General features: G+C 66.1%; 14 protein-coding genes and 1 pseudogene. 8 read left to right on the top strand and 7 right to left on the bottom strand.

Annotated features, from left to right (window positions below):
- The first annotated feature begins 39 nt into the window (after window positions 1–39).
- Complete coding sequence (locus G6N36_RS27035) at window positions 40–1287, top strand: multidrug efflux MFS transporter Tap (protein WP_163689770.1); 1248 nt, start codon at window positions 40–42, stop codon at window positions 1285–1287.
- Here G6N36_RS27035 and G6N36_RS27030 read toward each other — a convergent pair.
- Window positions 1277–2845 (bottom strand): acyl-CoA synthetase, encoded by a 1569-nt coding sequence (locus G6N36_RS27030; protein WP_163689768.1) that lies wholly within the window; start codon window positions 2843–2845, stop codon window positions 1277–1279. The two genes, G6N36_RS27035 and G6N36_RS27030, sit on opposite strands and share 11 nt — an antisense overlap.
- Window positions 2846–2867: 22 nt before the next feature.
- Window positions 2868–5489 (bottom strand): helix-turn-helix transcriptional regulator, encoded by a 2622-nt coding sequence (locus G6N36_RS27025; protein WP_163689766.1) that lies wholly within the window; start codon window positions 5487–5489, stop codon window positions 2868–2870.
- 116 nt (window positions 5490–5605) lie between these two features.
- On the opposite strand from G6N36_RS27025, the pseudogene G6N36_RS27020 reads away from it, so the two are divergent.
- From G6N36_RS27020 to G6N36_RS27005, 4 genes and pseudogenes are all read left to right on the top strand, one after another.
- Window positions 5606–7263: pseudogene (locus tag G6N36_RS27020) on the top strand (L-lactate permease).
- 28 nt (window positions 7264–7291) lie between these two features.
- On the top strand, window positions 7292–8659 hold the full coding sequence (locus tag G6N36_RS27015) for an FAD-binding oxidoreductase (protein WP_163689765.1): 1368 nt from the start codon (window positions 7292–7294) through the stop codon (window positions 8657–8659).
- Between the two features lie 81 nt (window positions 8660–8740).
- Entirely contained in the window at window positions 8741–9982 is a 1242-nt protein-coding gene (locus tag G6N36_RS27010) for a cytochrome P450 (RefSeq protein WP_163689763.1), read from the top strand.
- A complete protein-coding gene (locus G6N36_RS27005; RefSeq protein WP_163689761.1) occupies window positions 9982–10566 on the top strand; it encodes a TetR/AcrR family transcriptional regulator in 585 nt (194 codons plus the stop codon). Before G6N36_RS27010 ends, G6N36_RS27005 begins: the two co-directional genes overlap by 1 nt.
- Window positions 10567–10575: 9 nt before the next feature.
- Here the strand turns inward: G6N36_RS27005 and G6N36_RS27000 are convergent, their stop codons facing one another.
- The 5 genes from G6N36_RS27000 to G6N36_RS26980 form a co-directional block, all read right to left on the bottom strand.
- Complete coding sequence (locus G6N36_RS27000) at window positions 10576–10869, bottom strand: hypothetical protein (protein WP_163689759.1); 294 nt, start codon at window positions 10867–10869, stop codon at window positions 10576–10578.
- A 71-nt stretch (window positions 10870–10940) separates the two neighbouring features.
- Window positions 10941–11345, bottom strand: coding sequence for a heme-binding protein (locus G6N36_RS26995; protein ID WP_163690942.1), 405 nt, complete (start codon window positions 11343–11345; stop codon window positions 10941–10943).
- A gap of 139 nt (window positions 11346–11484) precedes the next feature.
- The gene (locus G6N36_RS26990) at window positions 11485–13890 is read right to left on the bottom strand and encodes an arylsulfatase (protein ID WP_163689758.1); all 2406 of its coding nucleotides are present in this window, start codon (window positions 13888–13890) and stop codon (window positions 11485–11487) included.
- 127 nt (window positions 13891–14017) lie between these two features.
- The gene (locus tag G6N36_RS26985; RefSeq protein ID WP_163689756.1) at window positions 14018–15157 is read right to left on the bottom strand and encodes an acyltransferase family protein; all 1140 of its coding nucleotides are present in this window, start codon (window positions 15155–15157) and stop codon (window positions 14018–14020) included.
- Entirely contained in the window at window positions 15154–16842 is a 1689-nt protein-coding gene (locus G6N36_RS26980) for a DEAD/DEAH box helicase (RefSeq protein WP_163689754.1), read from the bottom strand. The genes G6N36_RS26985 and G6N36_RS26980 overlap by 4 nt, the downstream gene beginning before the upstream one ends.
- Before the next feature lie 6 nt (window positions 16843–16848).
- Here G6N36_RS26980 and G6N36_RS26975 point away from each other — a divergent pair, with 6 nt between their 5' ends.
- Genes G6N36_RS26975 through G6N36_RS26965 form a run of 3 tightly spaced genes read left to right on the top strand, consistent with a single transcriptional unit; the run spans window position 16849 to window position 22303 of the window.
- Complete coding sequence (locus G6N36_RS26975) at window positions 16849–17484, top strand: LppP/LprE family lipoprotein (protein ID WP_163689752.1); 636 nt, start codon at window positions 16849–16851, stop codon at window positions 17482–17484.
- A gap of 50 nt (window positions 17485–17534) precedes the next feature.
- On the top strand, window positions 17535–20954 hold the full coding sequence (locus tag G6N36_RS26970) for a TM0106 family RecB-like putative nuclease (RefSeq protein ID WP_163689750.1): 3420 nt from the start codon (window positions 17535–17537) through the stop codon (window positions 20952–20954).
- Complete coding sequence (locus tag G6N36_RS26965; RefSeq protein ID WP_163689749.1) at window positions 20951–22303, top strand: FAD-binding oxidoreductase; 1353 nt, start codon at window positions 20951–20953, stop codon at window positions 22301–22303. Before G6N36_RS26970 ends, G6N36_RS26965 begins: the two co-directional genes overlap by 4 nt.
- Window positions 22304–22365: the final 62 nt, after the last annotated feature.

The following is a 22365-nucleotide window of genomic DNA, read 5'->3' as shown; positions in this document are numbered from 1 at the left end:
CGAGCGGCCCTCGCCGCTGTTATCTTCGTCAAGATCAACATGACGACGAACAAGCGCGGCCCGCTCTTTCTGATCCTGTTCTCCGCGCTGATGGCCGGCGCAGGCAACGGCATCTCGATCGTGGCATTCCCATGGCTTGTGTTGCAGCGCAACGGCTCTGCTGTCGAGGCATCGGTGGTCGCGATGGCCGGAACGCTGCCGCTGCTTGCGGCGACCCTGATCGCCGGCGCGGCCGTGGACTATCTCGGACGCCGACGCGTGGCGATGATCTCCGATGCGTTGTCCGCGATATCGGTGGCCGCGGTGCCCGTGCTGGCCTTGACGTTCGGGGTCGAGGTCATCAACGTCGCGGTGCTGGCCGTGCTCGCCGGACTCGGCGGCTTCTTCGACCCGGCGGGCATGACCGCCCGCGAGACGATGCTGCCGGAGGCGGCGGGGCGGGCGGGCTGGACCCTGGACCGTGCCAACAGCGTCTACGAGGCGATCTTCAATCTGGCCTACATCGTCGGGCCCGGTATCGGTGGCCTGCTGATAGCCACGCTCGGCGGTGTCAACACCATGTGGGTCACCACGACGGCGTTCGTGTTGTCGATCATCGCGATCGGCGTTCTGCGGCTGGAAGGCACCGGCAAACCCGACAGGGAGGCGCTATCGGAGAGCGTCTGGGCAGGCATAGTCGAGGGGCTCCGATTCGTGTGGCGCAACAGGGTCCTGCGCACATTGGCGTTCATCAGCTTGGCGGCCAACGGTCTGTACCTGCCGATGGAGAGCGTGCTCTTCCCCAAGTACTTCACCGACCGCAACGAACCCGCGCAGCTGGGCTGGGTGTTGATGGCCATGGGCATCGGCGGCCTGGTCGGCGCGCTGGGATATGCGGTCCTGTCGAAGTACATGAGCCGCCGCACCACGATGCTGACCGCGGTGATCACCCTCGGCGCGGCGATGACGGTGATCGCGTTCCTCCCGCCCCTGCCGCTCATCCTCGGGCTGAGTGCCGTCGTCGGGCTGGTGTACGGGCCGATCGCGCCGATCTACAACTACGTGATGCAGACCCGTGCGCCGAAGCATCTGCGCGGTCGGGTGGTCGGGGTGATGGGGTCGCTGGCCTACGCCGCGGGCCCACTCGGTCTGATCATCGCGGGACCGCTCACCGACGCCGCAGGCCTACACACGACGTTCCTCGCGCTGTCGCTGCCCATGTTGGCGCTCGGCGTCGTCGCGGTGTTCCTGCCCGCGCTGCGGGAGCTGGATCGCCCACCGGCCGCCGAACCGACCGTCAACGGGTGACGGCCGATTCCTGTCCGCCGTAGTCCTTGCGCAGTGTCGTCTTCAGCACCTTGCCGGTCGCGTTGCGGGGCAACTCGGATACGTACTCGACGCGCGTCGGGCATTTGAAGTGTGCCAGCCGCTCGCGGGCATATCCGATCAGCTCGTCGGCGGTCGCCTGCGCATCGGCGTGCAGCGCAACCACAGCGATGGGTGTCTCTCCCCACTTCTCGTGTGGCACACCGACGACCGCGACCTCCCGTATCGCATCGTGGCGATAGAGCACCTGCTCGACCTCGATCGGATAGACGTTCTCGCCGCCGGAGATGATCATGTCCTTCTTGCGATCCACGAGCGTGACGAAACCGTCGGCGTCCATCCGACCGAGGTCCCCGGTGTGGAACCAGCCGCCACGGAACGCCTCGGCCGTCGCCTCCGGCTTGTTCCAGTAGCCCGCGAACACATTCGGACCTCGCACGATGACCTCGCCCACGGTGTCGGTCGCCACATCCCTGTCCGCCTCGTCTACGATCCGCAGCTGCACGTGGAAGAGCGCGCGCCCGATGGTGCCCGACTTTTCCTTGACGTGAGCTGCGTCGAGAAGCGTGGCCCCGGGCGCGGTTTCGGTGAGCCCGTAGCCCTCCTGGAAGGATACCCCTTTGCCCTGAAAGTACTCGATCACAGGCATGGGACATGGTGCGGCACCGCACACCGCGAGTTCGAGTGCCGACAGATCGTATGAGTCGAAGTCGGGGACGGCCATCAACGCGGCCCACATGGCCGGCACGAGGAACTGCATGGTGACCCGTTCCCGCGCCATCGTCGCGAGGGTCTGCGCGGGGTCGAAGGACGGCAACAAGGTGACGGTCCCACCGACGTAGATCAACGGAAGTGTATGGACCCCAAGCCCGCCCATGTGGAACAGCGGTGCGACGGTGACCGTCCGGTCTCCTTCACGCATGCCGCGGCCGACGCTGAGATTGTTTATCACGTTCCACATCAAATTGTCGTGGGTCAGCATCGCACCCTTCGGCCGCCCGGTCGTGCCCGAGGTATACGGCAGGCAGCACAAGTCTGCGCCCGCGACGTCGACGTCAAGGCGTCCCGGCTCACCACTGGCGAGCGCCTGCTCGAAATCTGCTTCACCGCCTGAGGTTTCACCACCGACCACCAGGCGGACCGGCACCTGCACTCCGTCACCGACTAACGCGGCACGGGCCAATTCGCCCAGATGGGCCGACCATAGGAATGCGACGGCACCCGAATCGGCCAGCAGGTAGGACACTTCGGGTGCGGACAGCCGGAAGTTGATCGGCACGAACACGGCTCCGAGTTTCGCGACGGCGAACATCGTCTCGAGAAACTCCGCAGAGTTCACCATCAAGGCGGCGACACGGTCGCCGCGCTCAACGCCGAGATCGCGAAACACCCTCGCGAGTCGATTCGTTCGCTCGTCGAACGAGGTGTAGGTCATCCGACGGTCTCCGTCGACCAGCACGACCGCGTCGCCGGATAGGAACGCACGCCGACTCACCCAATGCCCGAGTCCCGCCACGCGGCCGTGCGGGTCGTCGTCCATGTGCCTGCCCCTCTCTGCGGGCCTAGCGGGTCGCGGCCGGTCCCGCCCGAGCTATCCTCGTCAGTTCCTCGCGAGAATTGGCCCCGACCCGTTGACACGCGCGGTACACGTGGCCCTCGACACTCCGGACGGACATCACCAGCCGGTCAGCGATCTGGCGGTTGGACAGCCCCGCCACGATCAGTTCGACGATTTCGCGCTGCCGTCCGGTCAACGGCTGACTTGCCGGGCTGCGCAGCGCCGGAGTGCACAATCCACCGCACGCGTCGCTGAGTTCCTTGGCCACGGCCGCGGCCCAGAGACCGCGCTTGCGCTGCTGATCCCCGGTGAAAGCCACGGCGGCCTGCGCCGCGACGTCCGCAGCGGTCGCGCGGTCACCGATCGCCTGGTACTCGCCGGACGCGAGCAGGAGACCTTCGCCGTCGTTGGCGGCCAACGATTCCGCATGCTGGGCAACGGCTTTGGCCAGCGGCAGGTCCAGGTCGTTCGCGATCTCACGGGCCCGTACCGCGCCGGAGACGTCGCCCCACTGCGCCGCCACCTGCAGGCAGGCCAGCTCGTGCGTCGGTTGTTCGCGTTGACGCGCCTGGGCTGCAGCCGATTTGACGGCGGTGATCGCCTCAGTGACGCAACCGTTCGCGGCAAGCGACCAGCCCGTCGCGATACTCTGCGCCGTCTGCATGAACAGATAGTCGGGCGGCACACAGGACTGTGCCTCCACGATCGCAGCCTTGGCGGCCTCCGCTTCGCCGAGTTTCGCGTGCGCCTCGGCGAGTGAGAAGCAGGTGGCAGGGCGCAGACCCGATGTGCCACCGTGCCTTTCGGCACCCGCAAGCGCCTCGTGCAGGAGTGTCACGGCGACCTTGACGTCGCCGCGCATCAGGGCCGCGACGCCCATCAGGGAGGCCAGATTCGCGTAGGCCAGGCTAGGTGCGTCACGTGCCGAGTCGGAAAGCCCTGCGACCATCTCGACACATTCGTCGATCCGGCCGGTCAGCCTGCAGGCCCTCGCGTAGACGCTGCCGAACCAGAACCGCATGTGAGACGCCTGGAACGAAGTCATGGCACGGTCGAGCGCGGCCTGCGCGACCGTGGAGAGGTCATCTCCCCGCCCCAGCGCACCCATCGCCATGGTCAATGCGACCGACGCCAACATCACGGGGAAATCCGACAGCAGACCCGAGTCCAGTGCCGCTGTCGCCTTTTTGGCAGCGTCGTCGCACCGTGCGGATGCTGCGTCGACACATGCTTCCACCGCAGTCCGCGCTGCCACATCGGCAGGCGATTCCGGACCTCGGGCCAGTTCGTCGAGCAGAGCCGCGGCGTCGTTGCACCGCCCGAGCATCCAGATCATGTTCGCGGCCCGCAGGGTAACCCATTGGTGTGCCCCCTCAGGGCCGTCATGATCGATCGCCCGCAGGACGTTCTCGGTGTCGAGGCCGCGGCCGAGGAAGAACCAGTTCATCGCCCGCACTCCGAGCGCGTCGGGCGCTCCGGCAGACGCCGCGGCAGCAGCGAAACGGTCAGCCAGATCGAGGTCCAGCAGCGTCATCGCGTGCTGCGCTGCCTGCAGGCACAGACGCGGATCCGGTGGCAGATCGGACTCCAGCGCGAGCAAGGCCCTACGCACCGTCGCCTGCGGGTCCGCGTCCGGATCCTTTGCGAGCCGTTCGGCCAGGCGGCCGCGAATCTTCGACACGTACATCTCGCCGGCCACGGTCCGGCGCAGCTCCCCGTAGAGCGGATGGGCCAGACGGGCGATGAGTTGATCTCCCGAGCGCTCGATGGTGATCAGGCGCATCTGCTCGGCGTTCTCGAGGTCGCTGCGGCCCACCAGATCGCACAGCACATCGACGGCGAGCGGTTCGCACTGCGACAGAGTGTCGACGACGAGCGCCACCTCTGGCGTGAGTTCGTGCAACTGCCTGCCGACCATGTCCGTGATGCTCTGCGACACCGCGACGTCGCCATCCCACATCCAGACACCGGCCATCATCCGCATCCGGCCCGCGGAAACCTGGTCCTTGACGAGTTGGTGCAGGAAGAGCGCGTTGCCGCCGGTAAGCTTCCAAAAGCGTTGCACGCTGCGAGCATCGACCGCGCCACCGAGGGCGACCTCGATCATCGCCCGCGTGCCGTCGACGGTCAGCGGCTCCAAGTCGAGGCGAGTGAGCAGGTCGTCCTTCCACAGCGCCGTGATGGCATCGGGCGGTGTGGCACCCGTCCGCATGGTCACCACGAGGCGGACGCCGCGGGTGTGTGCGAGCTGATGAACGACGTGCGCGGACAATCCGTCTAGCAGATGTGCGTCGTCGACGCCGATCAGGACGCGACTCTGACGCTGGTGTGCGAGCAGGGAATTGATCACGTGCCGGACGACGGGCATGGGGTCGGCGATCGCGTCGCCAATCAACGAGGTGAAGGCGCCAAGCGGAAGTGCGCGCGCGGACTCCGTGCCGACGATCCAGTTGGTCCGCTCCCCCGACGTCTCGGCGCGCGCGAGAACTTCGCGTGCGAGCCGCGTCTTTCCGACACCCGCGGCGCCCACGATCACGACGCCGGAATTTTTACTTCCCCCACTGAGCGTGCGACGGATCGCCGAGAGCTCGCTGTCGCGTCCCGCCAGCGGATCCCCGCTGATCACGGCGCGACTATAACGCGCGTCAATTCAGTGCGCTGGCATTTCACGGGCTGTTTGTATTTATGGCCGAAATGGGTAACCGAATCCCGATGTGACGCGCGCCACAACCAAGGGAACCCATGTACCAGCAAGTTCTTGATCCCGTCGCCGACTCACTCGCCTGGAGTGCGGTAGTCGCCGCGCTCCCGCTGCTCCTGCTGTTCGTCTTGTTGGGCGCTTTGAAGGTCACAGCCTGGGTGGCGTCGCTGATATCGCTGGCCGTCAGCATCGTGATCGCCGTCTTGGTTTACGGCATGCCGATCGGCCAGACCTTGCTGGCCGGGACCGAGGGTGCCGCGTTCGGGTTCTTTCCGATCCTGTGGATCGTCATCAACGCGATCTGGGTGTACCAAATGACCGTCGAGACGGGCATTTCGACGTCTTGCGCCGCTCGTTCAGTCAGGTGAGTGACGACCAGCGGATTCAGGCCATCATCATCGCCTTTTCGTTCGGCGCGCTGATCGAGGCGTTGGCCGGTTTCGGCACCCCGGTGGCGGTCACTTCGGTGATGTTGATGGCGCTCGGCTTCAAACCGCTGAAGGCCGCCGTGATCGCGTTGGTGGCCAACACCGCGCCTGTCGCGTTCGGTGCCATGGCGACTCCGATCATCACGCTGGGCAAGGTCACCGAGATACCGGTCGACACGCTCGGCGCGATGGTCGGTCGGCAGACGCCGATTCTGGCGCTGTTCGTTCCGCTGGCGCTGGTCGCCATCGTCGACGGCTGGCGCGGCATCCGGGAGACATGGTTGGCGGCGGCGGTCTGCGGATTCGTATTCGCCGTCGCCCAGTACGCCACGTCGAACTTCCTGTCCGTACCGCTGGCCGATGTGGTCGCATCGCTGCTGTCCGCCGCCGCGGTGGTGGCGCTGGTACGGATCTGGCGGCCGCGGCACACGTACACCGAACAGCCAACCCCCGTCGCAGGCGGTGCGGTCGACGAACCGTCCGCAGACTTCGCCCAGCGGGTCGAAAACGCCGACGCCCGTCACGATTCGCGCGCCGACGTCATTCGGGCGTACGCGCCCTACGCCATCATCATCGCGGTCTTCGTCGTCTGCCAGATCTCGGCGGTGAAGAGCCTGCTCGACAAAGCCACGTACGCGTTCAATTGGCCGGGTCTCGATGTCGTCGACCCGGACGGCGACCCGTTGTCGCTCACAAAGTTCAGCCTGAACCTGCTCACCACCCCGGGCACTCAGATGCTCGTTGCAGGCGTCCTCACGATGATCGCGTTGAAGCTCTCGGCGCCGCGCGCGCTGAAAGCGTACGGCGCGACGCTGTATCAACTCCGGTGGGCGATCGTGACGGTGATGGCGGTGCTGGCGTTGGCGTTTGTGATGAACCTGTCCGGTCAGACGATCACACTCGGCACGTGGATGGCCGCGACGGGTGGATTGTTCGCGGTGATCTCACCCGTCCTGGGATGGCTCGGCGTCGCCGTCACCGGTTCGGACACATCGGCGAACTCACTATTCGGCGCTCTACAGGTGACCGCAGCCGATCAGGCCGGGCTTTCGGACGTTCTGATGGCGGCCTCGAACAGTTCAGGCGGCGTCCTGGGCAAGATGATCTCGCCGCAGAACCTGGCCATTGCGGCCGCTGCCGTCGGCCTCGACGGCAAGGAAGGCGACATCTTCCGCAGGGTCGTGCTGTGGAGCCTGGGCTTCCTGTTCCTGATGTGCATCCTCTCGGGGCTGCAGGCCACCCCGGTGTTGTCGTGGATGGTGCCGTCATGATGTCCGACGCTGCTCGTAGCATCTACTCATGAGTGCGGATGCGCTGGCCGACCTGACCGCCGAGCTCCCCGAAGGTGCAGTCGTCACCGATCCCGACATCCTGGCGTCCTACCGCCAGGACCGCGCCTTCGACCCGAATGCGGGAACACCACTGGCCGTAGTGCGGCCGCGATGCACCGAAGACGTGCAGGCGACGCTGCGGTGGGCAAGCGCCAATCACGTGGCCATCGTGCCCCGCGGGATGGGCACCGGATTGTCCGGCGGCGCAACCGCGTTGAACGGCGCGATCGTGCTGACCACCGAGAAGATGCGTGACATCACCGTCGACCCGGTGACACGCACGGCCGTCGCGCAGCCCGGCCTGCTCAACGCCGAGGTGAAGGCCGCGGTCGCCGAGCACGGGCTGTGGTATCCGCCGGATCCGTCGTCGTTCGAAATCTGTTCCATCGGCGGCAATATCGCCACCAATGCCGGCGGGCTGTGCTGTGTGAAGTACGGCGTCACCACGGACTACGTCCTCGGGCTGCAGGTGGTCTTGGCCGACGGCACTGCGGTGCGGCTCGGCGGTCCGCGCCTGAAGGATGTCGCCGGGCTTTCACTGACCAAACTGTTCGTCGGCAGCGAGGGCACGCTCGGCGTGATCACCGAGGTGACACTTCGCCTGCTTCCGCCGCAGCGGGTGGCCAGCACCGTCGTCGCCACGTTCGATTCCGTCGAGGCCGCAGCGCAATCCGTCGTCACCATCACCGGCAAGATGCGGCCGTCGATGTTGGAGTTCATGGATTCGGCGTCGATCAACGCCGTCGAGGACAAGCTGCGGATGGGATTGGACCGGACCGCCGCCGCGATGATGGTCGCGGCGACCGACGACCGCGGCGCCACCGGAGTCGAGGATGCCGAGTTCATGGCTGAGGTATTCACCAAATACGGGGCGAAAGAAGTGTTCACGACCGCGGATCCCGACGAGGGTGAGGCGTTCGTCGCGGCCCGAAGATTCTGCATACCCGCCGTCGAGATGAAGGGCTCGCTGCTGCTCGAGGACGTCGGCGTTCCGCTTCCCGCGCTGGCAGAGCTGGTCGGCGGCGTGGCGAAGATCGCCGCGAATCACGACCTGTTGATCTCGGTGATCGCGCACGCCGGCGACGGCAACACCCACCCGCTGATCGTCTATGACCCCGCGGACACCGCGATGACCGAACGCGCCCACCAAGCGTTCGGCGAGATCATGGATCTGGCCGTCGGCCTCGGCGGCACGATCACCGGCGAACACGGCGTGGGCCGATTGAAGCGCCCCTGGCTCGAGGGACAGATCGGCCCGGATGCGATGGAGCTCAATCGGCGCATCAAGGCGGCGCTCGACCCCGACAACATCCTGAACCCCGGGGCCGCGATCTGATCGCTGTGCGTTATCTGCGACAAATCGGACAGTCTGCTTCTACCTATTGACACTCGGGGTGCGTTGTCGTACCAATGAGACATGACGGCAACTCTGTCTCAGAGCTCACCGGTTCGTTTTCAGCTAGCCACCGCCAGCACCTGGGCCAACCCATGGGGTATGTACCGGGCGCTGCGTGACCACGACCCCGTCCACCACGTCGTGCCCGACGACAGGCCCGACCACGACTACTACGTCATGTCGCGGCATGCCGATATCTTCGCGGCAGCGCGCGACCACGAGACCTACTCCTCGGCTCAGGGTTTGACGGTCAACTACGGCGAACTCGATCTCATCGGCCTGGCCGACAACCCGCCGATGGTCATGCAAGACCCGCCGGTGCACACTGAGTTCCGCAGGCTGGTGTCGCGTGGCTTCACACCCCGTCAGGTCGAGGCCGTCGAGCCCAAGGTGCGCGAGTATGTGAAAGAGCGAGTCGAGCGCATCCACGCCAACGGCGGCGGCGACATCGTCGCCGAACTGTTCAAGCCGCTGCCGTCGATGGTCGTCGCTCATTATCTCGGCGTGCCGGAAGGCGACCGTGACAAGTTCGACGGCTGGACTGACGCGATCGTCGCGGCCAATACCGCTGAAGGTGGCATCGGCGGAGCGCTCGGAAATCTCGGTGACGCGCTCGGCGAGATGATGGCCTACTTCACCGCGCTGATCGAAAAGCGTCGCGTCGAACCCGAGGACGATACGGTCTCGCACCTCGTGGCGGCGGGCGTCGGCGCGGACGGCGACATCGCCGGTGTGCTGTCGATTCTCGCGTTCACCTTCACCATGGTCACCGGCGGCAACGACACCACGACCGGCATGCTCGGCGGCTCCGTGCAACTGCTGCACCAGCGACCCGACCAGCGAAAGCTGCTGGCCGACAACGCCGATCTGATCCCCGACGCGATCGATGAGTTCCTGCGTCTCACCTCGCCGGTCCAGATGCTCGGCCGGACGGTGACCCGCGACGTCACGGTCGGAGACACCACCATCCCCGAGGGACGGCGCGTGATGCTCCTCTACGGATCGGCCACCCGCGACGAACGCCAGTACGGCGACGATGCGGGTGAGCTCGACGTGACGCGTAAACCACGCAACATCCTCACCTTCAGCCACGGCGCGCACCACTGCCTCGGTGCCGCCGCCGCCCGGATGCAGTCCCGCGTAGCGCTGACCGAGCTCCTGGCGCGGATCCCCGACTTCGAGGTCGACGAGGACGGGATCGTCTGGGCCGGAGGTAGTTACGTGCGTCGGCCGCTGTCGGTTCCGTTCACGGTCATCCGCTGATGGCCGGCGACTGGCTGGCGGCGCGGCGCACCGAGGTCGCCGCCGACCGGATCCTCGACGCGGCGGGTGAACTGTTCGCGGCAAAAGAGGCCGCGACCGTCGGCATGCACGAAATCGCCTCCGCCGCGGGGTGTTCGCGCGCGACGCTGTACCGGTACTTCGAGAACCGTGAAGCGCTCTACACCGCGTACGTGCACCGAGAGGCCTACCGGCTCTATCGCGAGATGACCGATCAGATCACCGCGCTGGTCGATCCGCGTGAGCGTCTGATCGAAGGCATGATCGCCTCACTGCGCAATGTTCGCGAAAGTCCTGCGCTGGCATCGTGGTTCGCGACGACGCAGCGACCGATCGGCGCGGAGATGGCCGAGGAATCTGAGGTCATCAAGGCGTTGACCGAGGCGTTTGTCATCTCGCTGGGACCCGACAACCCCGAGCTGGTCGCGCACCGGTCACGCTGGCTGGTGCGCGTCATGACGTCGCTGATGCTGTTCCCCGGGCATGACGAGGAGGACGAGCGGGCGATGCTCGAAGAGTTCGTCGTGCCTATCGTGCTGCCCGCGGCACGCGAGCGGCTGGGCTGAGCCCGCGGCCTAGTTGCATCCGGAGGCGTTGACCCACCGGCCGTTGTAACCGACACACGCGCTGACAGGGGGCGGCGGTGGGTCGTAGGGCATGGGCGCGTAGTACGCCGGCGGCGGAACGTAAGGCGCGACGGCGTCGGCGATATTTGCGCAGCCACTCACAGATACCCGTCGGCCCGCACTCACGCACACGTCGGCGTTTGCGATCCCCGGGGCGTGAACAGTAACGATCGCCCCTGGGACAGCTGCGAGAGCGAAGACGCTCGCCGCCGCGATAGCCCAGGGCCTTGTCCATCGGGTCATTTCGGTCATCTCCTTACCGGCGCTCGATTGGCGCATCAAGCCGAAAAATGAGCGTGGCACCGCTCAGGTCGTTACCTATCCAAAGGGGCCGGCGCGTCGCAGCGATTCCTCAGATCCGTCACCGGCTGACGGATCGCGTTGAGCTCGGCTTGAACCTGAGGATTGGCGTCCATATAGGTCTGCACCCTGCCGCGGAGTTCCTCGTTCGGCAGCCCACGGAGGCTGGTGAAGAAGTTGTTGACGTCCGGGTGGGTGAACAGGTACTGCCCCGTCGCCGTGCCGACTACGCCCGACGCCTGCGCCAGGTCGGCGGCCGTGCACCCGGGCGGCGGGGCCGCAGGCGCCGGAGGCGGCGGGGCGGGCGTGGGTTGAGCAAATGCCATCGCGGAGCCCCCGAAGAGCATTGCGCCGGACACCGCCCCGCTACCGATCACTGCAACCACTGCACGCCGTGCAGCGTGTCCCGATATCACCATTTCGCTCCCGTCGTAGAGGCGTTGGAAGCCCTCACGTGAGACGGCTACCGACGTCAATAACACAACCACAACCACCGGCCACAAGGTCGCGATTGGACCGATGAGACCCGCAAGATTCCTGGAACAGCGTTCCTGACGGCTATTGCCGCGCCATCGCAATCCGGAAGCGTTCATCGGGGTCGACGTAATGGTCGGCGTCCTTGGCATCTTCGCCGAGGTCGATCCGCACCCAGTCGATCTTGCCGCTGAACCTGCTGGTGTGGGCGGTGTAGTCGGGGCTGACGGTGGTGCCCGATTCGTAACCGACGTCGGTCGTCTCGTCGGCCGAGAAGATGAAGCCCTGCGTTTGGTCGACGCGGCCGCTTCCGACCTTTTTGCCGTCGTAGTAGAGCGTCACATTGCCGCCCCTACCCATCCCGCCGCCGTCGTACTCGAACTCCATGCGTACCTGGGTGGTTCCGGTCGGCATGGCTTCCGTCGCCTCGATGTCAAAGGATTTGATACCGAGCACGTTGTAGTGGAACTTGGCCCGACCGTCCTTGGCGTAGAGACTCCAGCCCCCGAACCGACCGCCCTGGGCGATGATCACGCCCTCCGCACCGTCGGCGGGCACGTCCACCTCGGAGGTGACCGCGAACGATTTGTTCTTGATGTCGACGACGCTGTTCTCCGATAGCCGCCCCATGCCCGCGAACAGCAATTGGCTGTTGCCCTTGATCAATGACGGCCGACCGGCGGTCGTGGGGTTGATGCGCTCGATCTGGCGGTCGTCGAGCGGAAGGACGTTGTACTTGACTGCCTCGATCAGCCAAAGCCGCTGCAGCTCATGTAGTTTCTCCGGGTTTTCCTTCGACAGGTCGTTGGCTTGGGTCCAGTCGCTGTTTCCGTCGTAAAGCTCCCAGACATCGTCGTCGAAGGCCGGCATCACCGCGCCGCCCATCGCCCACGGTGTGCGATGCTTGGTGACCGCGCTCCACCCCTTGTGATAGATGCCGCGATTGCAGAACATTTCGAAGTACTGCGTCTCGTGCCGCTCGTGCGCATCGGCGTCATTGAAGCTGTACAGCATGCTCGTCCCCTCGTAGGGGCTCTGCATCACGCCATTGACCATCGTCGGCGCCGGGATGCCTGCCGCCTCCAGCACCGTCGGCGCGACGTCGATGACGTGGCTGAACTGGTTGCGGTGACCGCCCTTTTCCTTGATCCCCCTGGGCCAGTGCACAATCGTGCCGTTCCGGGTGCCGCCCCAGTGCGACGCCACCTGTTTGGTCCACTGATAAGGCGAGTCCATCGCCCATGCCCAGCCCACGGCATAGTGGCCATAAGAGCCCTCACCGCCGAACTCATCGATCTTCGACATCAGAAATTCGGGAGTCTCGATGTCAGCCATCCCGTTGAAGTTCGCCATCTCGTTGAATGCGCCCTGCAGCGTTCCCTCCGCCGAGGCGCCATTGTCACCGACGATGACGTAGATGAGGGTGTCGTCCATCAGTGGCTCCAAGACATCGAGCAGCCGGCCGACGTGGTGGTCGGTGTGCTCCATGAAGGCGGCGTACACCTCCATCTCGCGCTCGAGCGCCGGCCGCAGCGCCGGGTCCATGTCCTCCCAGGCCGGAATCTCCGCGTCGCGCGGCGTCAGCACGGCGTCTGGCGGAATGACGCCCAGTTCTTTCTGGCGCTCGAAGGTGATCTCGCGCTGCCTATCCCAGCCGTGAGCGAACTTGCCCTTGTACTTCTCGATCCACTCCTTGGGGACGTGGTGCGGCGCGTGTGTGGCACCTGGCGCGAAGTACATGAAGAAGGGCTTGTCCGGCAAGAGCGCCTTCTGCTGCCGGACCCAGGTGATCGCCTTGTCAGCCAAATCCTCTGTGAGGTGGTAGCCCTCGGCCGGGGTCTTCGGTGGCTCGATCGGGGTCGTGCCCTCATACAGCGCAGGGTCCCACTGATTGTTCTCGCCGCCGATGAAGCCGTAGAAATACTCGAATCCGCCGCCGCCCGTCGGCCACGCGGTGAACGGGCCCGCGGGACTGGTCTGCCACACGGGGACCTCGTGGCACTTGCCGAACTGCGCCGTCGAATAGCCGTTGAGCTTCAAGGTCAACGCCAGCGGCGCCTTGGTATTCGGCAGTACCGAGGTGTAACCCGGTGCCGCAGTGGCAGTTTCAGTTATGTTCCCCATACCCACCGAATGATGGTTGCGGCCGGTGAGCAAGGCCTGACGCGTCGGCGAACACAACGCCGTGGTATGGAATCGGTTGTATTTCAACCCCCCCGCTGCCAGCTTTTCGAAATTGGGTGTCTGGCAGGGGCCGCCGAACGCGCTGCTCGCGCCGAACCCGACGTCGTCGATCAGGATCACGACCACGTTGGGAGCCGTCGCGGGTGGACGCACATCCTTGATCGGTGGGTAGCTGGTGTCCGGATCTCTCGCGTCGTAGGTCGTCAAGCCGATATGCGTTACGTCCGGGATGGGAAGGATGTCGCGCCGCACAGGGGGTCCCCCTGCGTCGGAGTGGCCACTGTCGTGCACTGACGAACCGGGCATGAACATCCTCTCGACGGTTCGGACCCACTGTTCGAGTCCGACCCGGCCACACTATGCGGCCGCGTCCGTCACCGCCGGAGTTCTCGACCGAGGCTCGAAGTGTTCACTTTTTGGGCAGGGCAAGCGATCAGGGGGTGCGCACGCGGGTGACGCGGTGCAACAGCCAGGCCAGCGGCACCGTCACCACGAACGTGACGATGAACAGCCACCACATCGAGCCGGTGTAGATCGGATACCGCACGATCTCGACCATCACCAGCTCCATCGTGAGCAGGTGGATCAGGAAGATCTCGTAGGAGATCTCGCCGAGGAAGACCATGGGCCGCGACGACAGGAACCTCGCGTAGAGGCCGCGATCCCCCAACGCCAGCGGCGCCACCATGAGCGTGGCGATCACCGCGTAGAAGCCCGCCTTCACCAACGCCTCACGCAGTTCCGCCGGTGACGTCGTCGGCTCACCGCCAATCGGCGTGGACACGATGAAGTAGCAGACCAACGCCAGCGGAATGCATGCCAGCCCATATGCCCTCACCCCGAGCGGCCGCAGGGCCGCGAGAAGCATGCCGCCGAGGAACCACACCAGGTATGTCGGCAACCACAACCGCGCGGCATCGGGCAGGAAGTCGGTGGTGTGCACCAGGATCAGCCACGCCGGGGTGAGCAACGCCAACGCGCCAAGACCCGCCAACAGCAGACCCGGCCGCCATTGCCCGCGGCACAGCACCACGAGCAGTAGGTAGGCCAGCGCCGGTAGGGCGATGTAGAACGCCACCTCGACCGCCAGGCTCCACATCTGCGTAAGCCCTTGGTGCAGAAACGAATAGAGGTAGTTGTCGGTGTAGATCTGGGTCAGCGTGAGGTTGCGAAACAACCCTTCCCAGGTGTGGCCGGGGTTGGGTCCTGCCGTGCGGAAGTGGTAGAGCAGATACGCAGCGAGCACCGTGACGACGTATGCCGGCATGATGCGCCGCACCCGATGCCAGGCGTAGCGGCGCACCGAGGGCGGCGAATCACCGGTCGCGGCAGCCTTCACCCACGGGCTGAAGAGCAGAAAACCCGAGAGCACGAAGAACACCGGCACGCCGATCTCCGCTCGCGACCACACCAGACCCAGGTAGCCGTGCGTGTACTTGCCGGTGGTGTACGCGGCGTGGGTGAGCATGACGAGCAGCGCCGCCACCGCCCGGACGCCGGTGAGCGATGCGACCCGCTCGGCCTTTCCAACCGATTCCAGTCCGCCTTGAGCGACGCTGTTCGACAGGGTCATTTGGACTTGTGGCCGGTTTTCCCGCCTTTTCGTGGCGGGCGATCAGGTTGTAGGTTGATCAAAATGCCCTGAATACGGGTGTGCTCGAGGGCTTTCATGGTTTCACGGGACAGCTTGGCCGGCAGCTCCACCAAAGAGTGGTCGGGCCGGATCGAGATGTGCCCGAAGTCGCTGCGGTGCAAGCCACCCTCGTTCGCGATGGCGCCGACGATCGCACCCGGCATCACCTTGTGGCGCTTGCCGACCGCGATCCGATAGGTGGCGAAGTCACCCCGTCGCTCGCGTGGCTTACGCGGACCGTCCTCGCGCGGTCCGCGGTCCGGTCGTTCGCGACGCTTCTCCGGTGGCGGCTCGGTCATGAGGAACTCTTCGCCGTCACGACTCTGCAGCGCCAAGGCCGCGGCGATATCGGCAAGGGGCACATCGTTATCGCGCTCGTAGCCCTCGATCAGCTGGCGGAACAAATCGATTCCGGGCGCATTGAGAGCCTCGGTGATCGAGTCGAGGAACTTGGCGACGCGCTTTTCGTTGACGTCGTCCACCGAGGGCAGCTCGATCTCGACGAGCTTCTGCCTGGTGACCCGCTCAATGGACTTGAGCAGATGGCGTTCGCGTGGTGTGACGAACAACAACGCGGTACCCGATCGGCCCGCCCGGCCGGTGCGTCCGATGCGGTGCACATAGGACTCCGGGTCGTGCGGGATGTCGTAGTTGAGCACATGCGAAATGCGTTCGACGTCCAGGCCGCGTGCCGCCACGTCGGTGGCGACGAGGATGTCGAGGCTGCCGTCCTTGAGCGAGTTGATGGTGCGCTCGCGGACCGCCTGCGGAATATCGCCGTTGATCGCCGCGGCGGAAAACCCACGCGCCCGCAGCTTTTCGGCGACTTCCTCGGTGGCCTGCTTGGTACGGACGAACACGATCATCGCGTCGCCCTGCTCGACCTCGAGCAGGCGGGTCAGCGCGTCCATCTTGCGTTGGTGCGACACCTGCACATACCGCTGCGTGATGTTCTCGGCGGTCTGGGTCTTGGACTTGACCGTCACTTCGACCGGGTCGTGCAGGTACTTCGACGTGATCTTCTTGATCGCGGGCGGCATGGTCGCCGAGAACAACGCGACCTGCTTGTACTCGGGCGTGTCGGCCAGGATGCGCTCGACGTCCTCGGCGAAGCCCATCTGCAACATCTCGTCGGCCTCGTCGAGCACGAGATAGTCGAGGTGGGTGAGGTCGAGCGTGCCCTTCTCCAGGTGGTCGATCACACGCCCCGGGGTGCCGACCACGATCTGCGCACCGCGCTTCAGCCCGGCGAGTTGGGGCCCGTAAGAGGATCCCCCGTACACCGGCAGGACGTTGACCCGCAGGTGGGCGCCATACCGGCTGAACGCCTCGGCCACCTGCAGTGCGAGTTCGCGAGTGGGCGCCAGCACCAGCGCCTGGGTGGTGCGGCTGTCGGTGTCGATCTTCGACAAGATCGGGATGGCGAACGCCGCGGTCTTGCCGGTGCCGGTCTGCGCCAGGCCGACGACGTCCGAACCTTTCAGCATCGCCGGGATGGTCGCGGCCTGGATGGCCGACGGCGACTCGTAGCCGACCTCGTGGACGGCCTGCAGCACCGATGGGTGCATCTGCAGGTCCTCGAAGGTCAGTTCTGCCCGGTTCTCGTCAGGGTCGGGGGACGTCATCAGTCGATGAGTCTAGTGCCCGTAACGTGCCCGACCCGCCGCGCGGCCTGCCCGATCGTCGAGGCGGGTTTCGGTACGGTGCGCAACGTGAAGTCGGCGGTCAAGATTTGTTTGGTGACGGTCGCAGTGGCATCCGCAGTGGCCGGGTGCGGGTCCAGCGACTCCACCGCGTCCAAAACCCCCGGGCCGCCTCCCGTGAGCACGCCGCCCCCGGCGGGTGCACCCGCGCCGTCGGCGCCTGCAGCGGCCCCGGCCGCCGAAGCCGATCCGTGTGACGTCGACCTGGCCGCACCCGAGATCGCCAGCGCGGTGTCGGTACTGCCGCGTGATCCACGAAGCAATCAAGGCTGGTATCCGGTCCCGCTGGCCGGCAACTACAACCGGTGCGCGCAGCTGTCGGTGGTGATCGTGAAGGCCAACACCAATGCGGAGAACCCCAACACCCGCGCGGTCATGTTCCACCTCGGCCAGTTCATCCCGTCCGGAGTGCCGGATACGTATGGCTTCAACGGCATCGACAACGCCGTGACCACCGGGGACACCGTCGCCCTGCGCTACTCCAACGGAATCTCCGGGCTGGACAGCGTGGTGCGGTTCCGCTGGAACGGCAACGGTGTCGAGCTGATCGGCAACACGGGTTAGGGCGTTCGCGCCTGAGGTGAGGTGTCGCTGCGCTCACCTACAGTGACAGCGTGTTCGTCGTCGCCCACGGAACGCAGGACCGCGTCATCTACAGCGCATCCGATCTCGCGGCGGCCGCCCGCTGCGAGTACGCACTGCTGCGCGCATTCGACGCCAAACTCGGCCGGGGCCCGGCCGTCTCGATCGAAGACGAATTGCTCGCCCGCACCGCCCAGCTCGGTGGCGAGCACGAACAACGGCACCTCGACGGCCTTCGCGCACTGACTGAGGAGAACGTCGCGGTCATCGGCAGGCCGGACTACACCGTCGACGGACTGACCGCGGCGGCGGAGGCGACCATGCGCGCCGTGCAGCGCCGCGCACCCGTCATCTATCAGGCCGCGATGTTCGACGGCCGCTTCGCCGGTTTCGCAGACTTCCTGGTGCTCGACGGCGACGAGTACCGGCTGCGCGACACCAAGCTCGCGCGTTCGGTCAAGGTCGAGGCGCTGCTGCAGCTCGCCGCCTACGCCGACACCCTCGCCCGCGCAGGCGTACCGGTGGCATCCGAGGTCGAGTTGGTGCTCGGTGACGGCGCGACGGCGAGATACCGCGTCGACGAACTTCTCCCGGTGTATCTGAGCAGGCGCACCAGCCTGCAACGGATGCTCGACGACCACCTGGCCGGCGGGGCCGCGGTCACGTGGGAAGACGAGCACGTGCGTGCATGCTTCCGCTGTCCGGAATGCGAGATTCAGGTGCGCGCCAACGACGACCTACTGCTCGTCGCGGGAATGCGGGTGAGCCAGCGGGCCCGGCTCATCGACGCGGGCATCCTCACCGTCGCCGACCTCGCCCGGCACGCCGGACCGGTGCCGGAACTGTCGGCGCGCACCGTGACGACACTGGCCTCCCAAGCCCGGCTGCAGACGACTCCAAAGGTGGACGGCAAGCCGCCTTACGAGGTCGTCGACGCGCAGCCGTTGATGGTGCTGCCCGACGCGAACAAGGGTGATCTGTTCTTCGACTTCGAGGGCGACCCGCTGTGGACCGTCGACGGCCACGAATGGGGTCTGGAGTACCTATGGGGCGTCCTGACCGTCAACGACGAGTTCCACCCGTTTTGGGCGCACGACCGCGCGAGTGAGCGCAAGGCACTGGTCGATTTCCTGGCCATGGTGCGCAAACGGCTGAAGCGCTACCCGGGCATGCACATCTACCACTACGCGGCATACGAGAAGAGCACGCTGCTTCGGCTGGCCGGTCGCTACGGCGTCGGCGAGAACGATGTCGACGACCTACTGCGCAACGGCATACTCGTCGACCTGTATCCGTTGGTGCGCAAGAGCATTCGAGTCGGTACCGAAAACTACAGCATCAAATCCCTGGAACCCCTCTACATGGGCAACGAGTTGCGCGACGGCCAGGTGACCACCGCGGCAGATTCCATCACGCAGTACGCGCGTTACTGCGCACTGCGCGACGACGGAAGAACCGACGAAGCGGTCGTAGTGCTCAAGGAGATCGAGGACTACAACGTCTACGACTGCCGCTCGACGCGCCGCCTGCGTGACTGGATGATGGCCCGCGCCATCGAATCCGGTGTCCCGCCGCGCGGACCGCAGCCCGTGCGCGACGACGACGTGATCGAACTCGGTGACGATCTCGAACGCAAGCTGATGAAATTCGCGGGTGACGGCGTCGAAGCGCGGACCGCGGAGCAGACCGCTGTCGCGATGATCGCTTCCGCCAGAGGTTTTCACCGTCGCGAGGAGAAGCCGTTCTGGTGGAGCCACTTCGACCGCGTCAACAATCCCGTCGACGAGTGGGCGGACAACAGCGACGTCTTCATCGCCGAGAAGGCCGTCATCGACAACGACTGGCACCAACCGCCGAAAGCGCGCAAGCCCCAGCGACACGTGCGACTGATCGGCAGCCTCGCAAACGGCGGACTGACCAACAGCATGTACGCGCTGTACGACCCGCCCGCGCCCGCGGGCCTCGCCGACGATCCCGACCGACGCGGTTTCGGGAGTGTCACCGTCATCGGGTACGACGACCCCGAGGTGCCCACCGAAGTCGTGGTCTGCGAAAGACCGCCCAAGGACGGCAACACCTTCGACCAGGTGCCGTTCGCGCTGACACCGGGACCGCCGATACCGTCGAAACCCCTTCAGGAGTCGATCGAACAGACCGCGCTCGCGGTGGCCGCCGGCCTTCCCAACCTGCCACCCGACGCCGTGACCGACATCCTGTTGCGCCGTCCACCCCGCACCATCAGCGGCGCCGAACTCCCCCGCCGCGGCGTGATCGCCGACGATATCGCCTCAGCGCTGACGGATCTCGATTCGTCCTACCTGGCGGTGCACGGGCCGCCGGGCACCGGCAAAACTTTCACGTCCGCCAAGGTGATCGCGCGACTGGTCAACAACAATGCGTGGCGCGTCGGTGTGGTGGCCCAGTCACACGCGGTGGTCGAGAATCTGCTCGGTGGCGTGATCGAGGCGGGTGTCGACCCCGACCGGGTTGGCAAGAAGAAGAGCGCCGGCATGCCGTGGCGACAGGTCGAGGAGAAAGACTACTCCGCGTTCATAGCCGACCCTCAGGGTTGTGCAATCGGCGGCACGGCATGGGATTTCGCGAATTCCGGGCGCGTCCCGCGGCTTTCGCTCGACCTGCTCGTCGTCGAGGAGGCCGGCCAGTACAGCCTCGCCAACACCATCGCCGTCGCGTCGGCGGCGCGTAACCTGTTGCTCTTGGGCGATCCACAGCAGCTGCCCCAGGTCAGTCAGGGCACCCACCCCGAACCGGTCGACACATCGGCGTTGGGCTGGCTCATCGACGGAAGACACACGCTGCCAACCGAATTGGGTTACTTCCTCGATCAGTCCTATCGCATGCACCCCACGGTGTGCGCGGCGGTCTCACGTCTGTCCTACGACGGCAGGCTGCAGTCGCACGATTCGGTGACCGCGGCGCGCAGCCTCGAGGGGCAGGCGCCCGGGGTGCGCGTGCTCAGCGTCGAACACGACGGCAACTCCACCGACAGCCCCGAGGAAGCCGACGCGATCGTCGCCGAGATCCGCGGCCTGCTCGGCACCGCTTGGACCGACGAAAGCGGCACGGTTCCCCTGGCTCAGCAGCACGTGATGGTTGTGACGCCGTACAACTCACAGGTCGTGACGTTACGGCGGCGCCTCGATGCCGCGGGGCTGACCGACGTCGAGGTCGGCACCGTCGACAAATTCCAGGGCAGGCAGGCGCCGGTCGTGTTCGTGTCGATGACCGCATCGTCGGCCGACGATGTACCACGGGGAATCGCGTTCCTGCTCAATCGGAATCGGCTCAACGTCGCCGTGAGCCGGGCCAAGTATCTCAGTGTCATCGTGCAGTCCCCGCTGCTGACCGAATACCTGCCCGGCACACCGGATCGCCTCGTCGAACTGGGCGCGTTCCTGTCGCTGCGCACGTGTGATAGACCCACGGAATGAACTTGACCGAGCGGCTGGCGGACATCGTCGGCCCCGGCTACGTCAGCACCGACCCCGACGTGCTCGACGGCCGCAGCGTCGACCACACAGGGCGTTACCGCGGGCACGCCGCGCTGCTCGTCCGGCCGGGGTCGGCCGACGAAGTCGCCGACGTGCTGCGTGCCTGCCGCGACGCAGGGGTGTATGTCACCGTCCAGGGCGGACGGACCTCGCTGGTGGCAGGCACGGTGCCCGAGCACGACGATGTGCTGCTGTCGACGGAACGGCTGCGCGACGTCGGCGAGGTCGATGTCGCAGAACGGCGGATCCGCGTGGGAGCCGGCGTCACACTGGCAGCGGTCCAACACGCGGCGACGGCGGCAGGGCTGGTGTTCGGTGTCGATTTGGCCGCGCGCGACTCGGCGACCGTCGGCGGTATGGCGTCGACGAATGCCGGCGGCCTACGCACGGTGCGCTACGGCAACATGGGCGAACAGGTCGTCGGCCTGGATGTGGCGTTGCCCGACGGCGCGGTGGTGCGTCGCCACAGTCAGGTCCGCATGGACAACACCGGCTACGACCTGGCGTCGCTGTTCATCGGGGCCGAGGGCACGCTCGGGGTCATCACCAGCCTGGACCTGCGGCTGCATCCGGCCCCGCGCAGCCGGGTGACCGCAGTCTGCGGGTTCGCCGGCCTGGAGGCGCTGGTCGAGGCGGGCCGGGTGTTCCGCGAGATGGACGGTATCGCGGCGCTGGAGTTGATCGATGCCCGCGCGAGCGCGCTGACCGCCGAACACGCCGGGGTGTCCGCGCCCGTCGAGGGCGCCTGGCTGCTGCTGATCGAATTGGCGGGCGATGACGACCAGACCGAGCGTCTCGCCGACGCGCTGGAGGAGGCGCAGCTGGCCGGCGAACCCGCGGTCGGTGTGGACGCGGTCGCACAGCAGCGGCTCTGGCAGGTGCGGGAGGCCGTCGCCGAGGTGCTCGGCGTGTACGGACCTCCGCTCAAATTCGATGTCTCGCTGCCCCTTTCAGCGATTCCGGCATTCGCGAACCAGGCCGTCGATCTGGTCGCCCAGCATTCACCGGACACCATCCCGGTGCTGTTCGGCCACATCGGCGAAGGGAATCTCCATCTCAACCTCGTGCGGTGCGTGCTGGAGCCCGAGCGCGAGCACGATCTGTATTCGGCGATGATGGCGCTGATCGCAGATCTGGGCGGCAACGTCAGCTCTGAGCACGGCGTGGGCACCCGCAAACGCGACTATGTGTCGATGTCACGCACCGCGGCCGACATCGCGGCGATGCGCGCGGTCAAAGCCGCGTTCGATCCGACCGGCTACCTGAACCCCGCGGTGCTCTTCGACTAGTTCGAGCGCGAGCAGGCGCGTAAACCCCCAATTCGGGCCGAAACAAGGGGTTTTCGTGTCTG

The sequence above is a fragment of the Mycolicibacterium gadium genome (assembly GCF_010728925.1).
Taxonomy (GTDB): domain Bacteria; phylum Actinomycetota; class Actinomycetes; order Mycobacteriales; family Mycobacteriaceae; genus Mycobacterium; species Mycobacterium gadium.
Note: the sequence above shows the minus strand (reverse complement) of the source record. Positions and strands in the feature narration are given on the sequence as shown.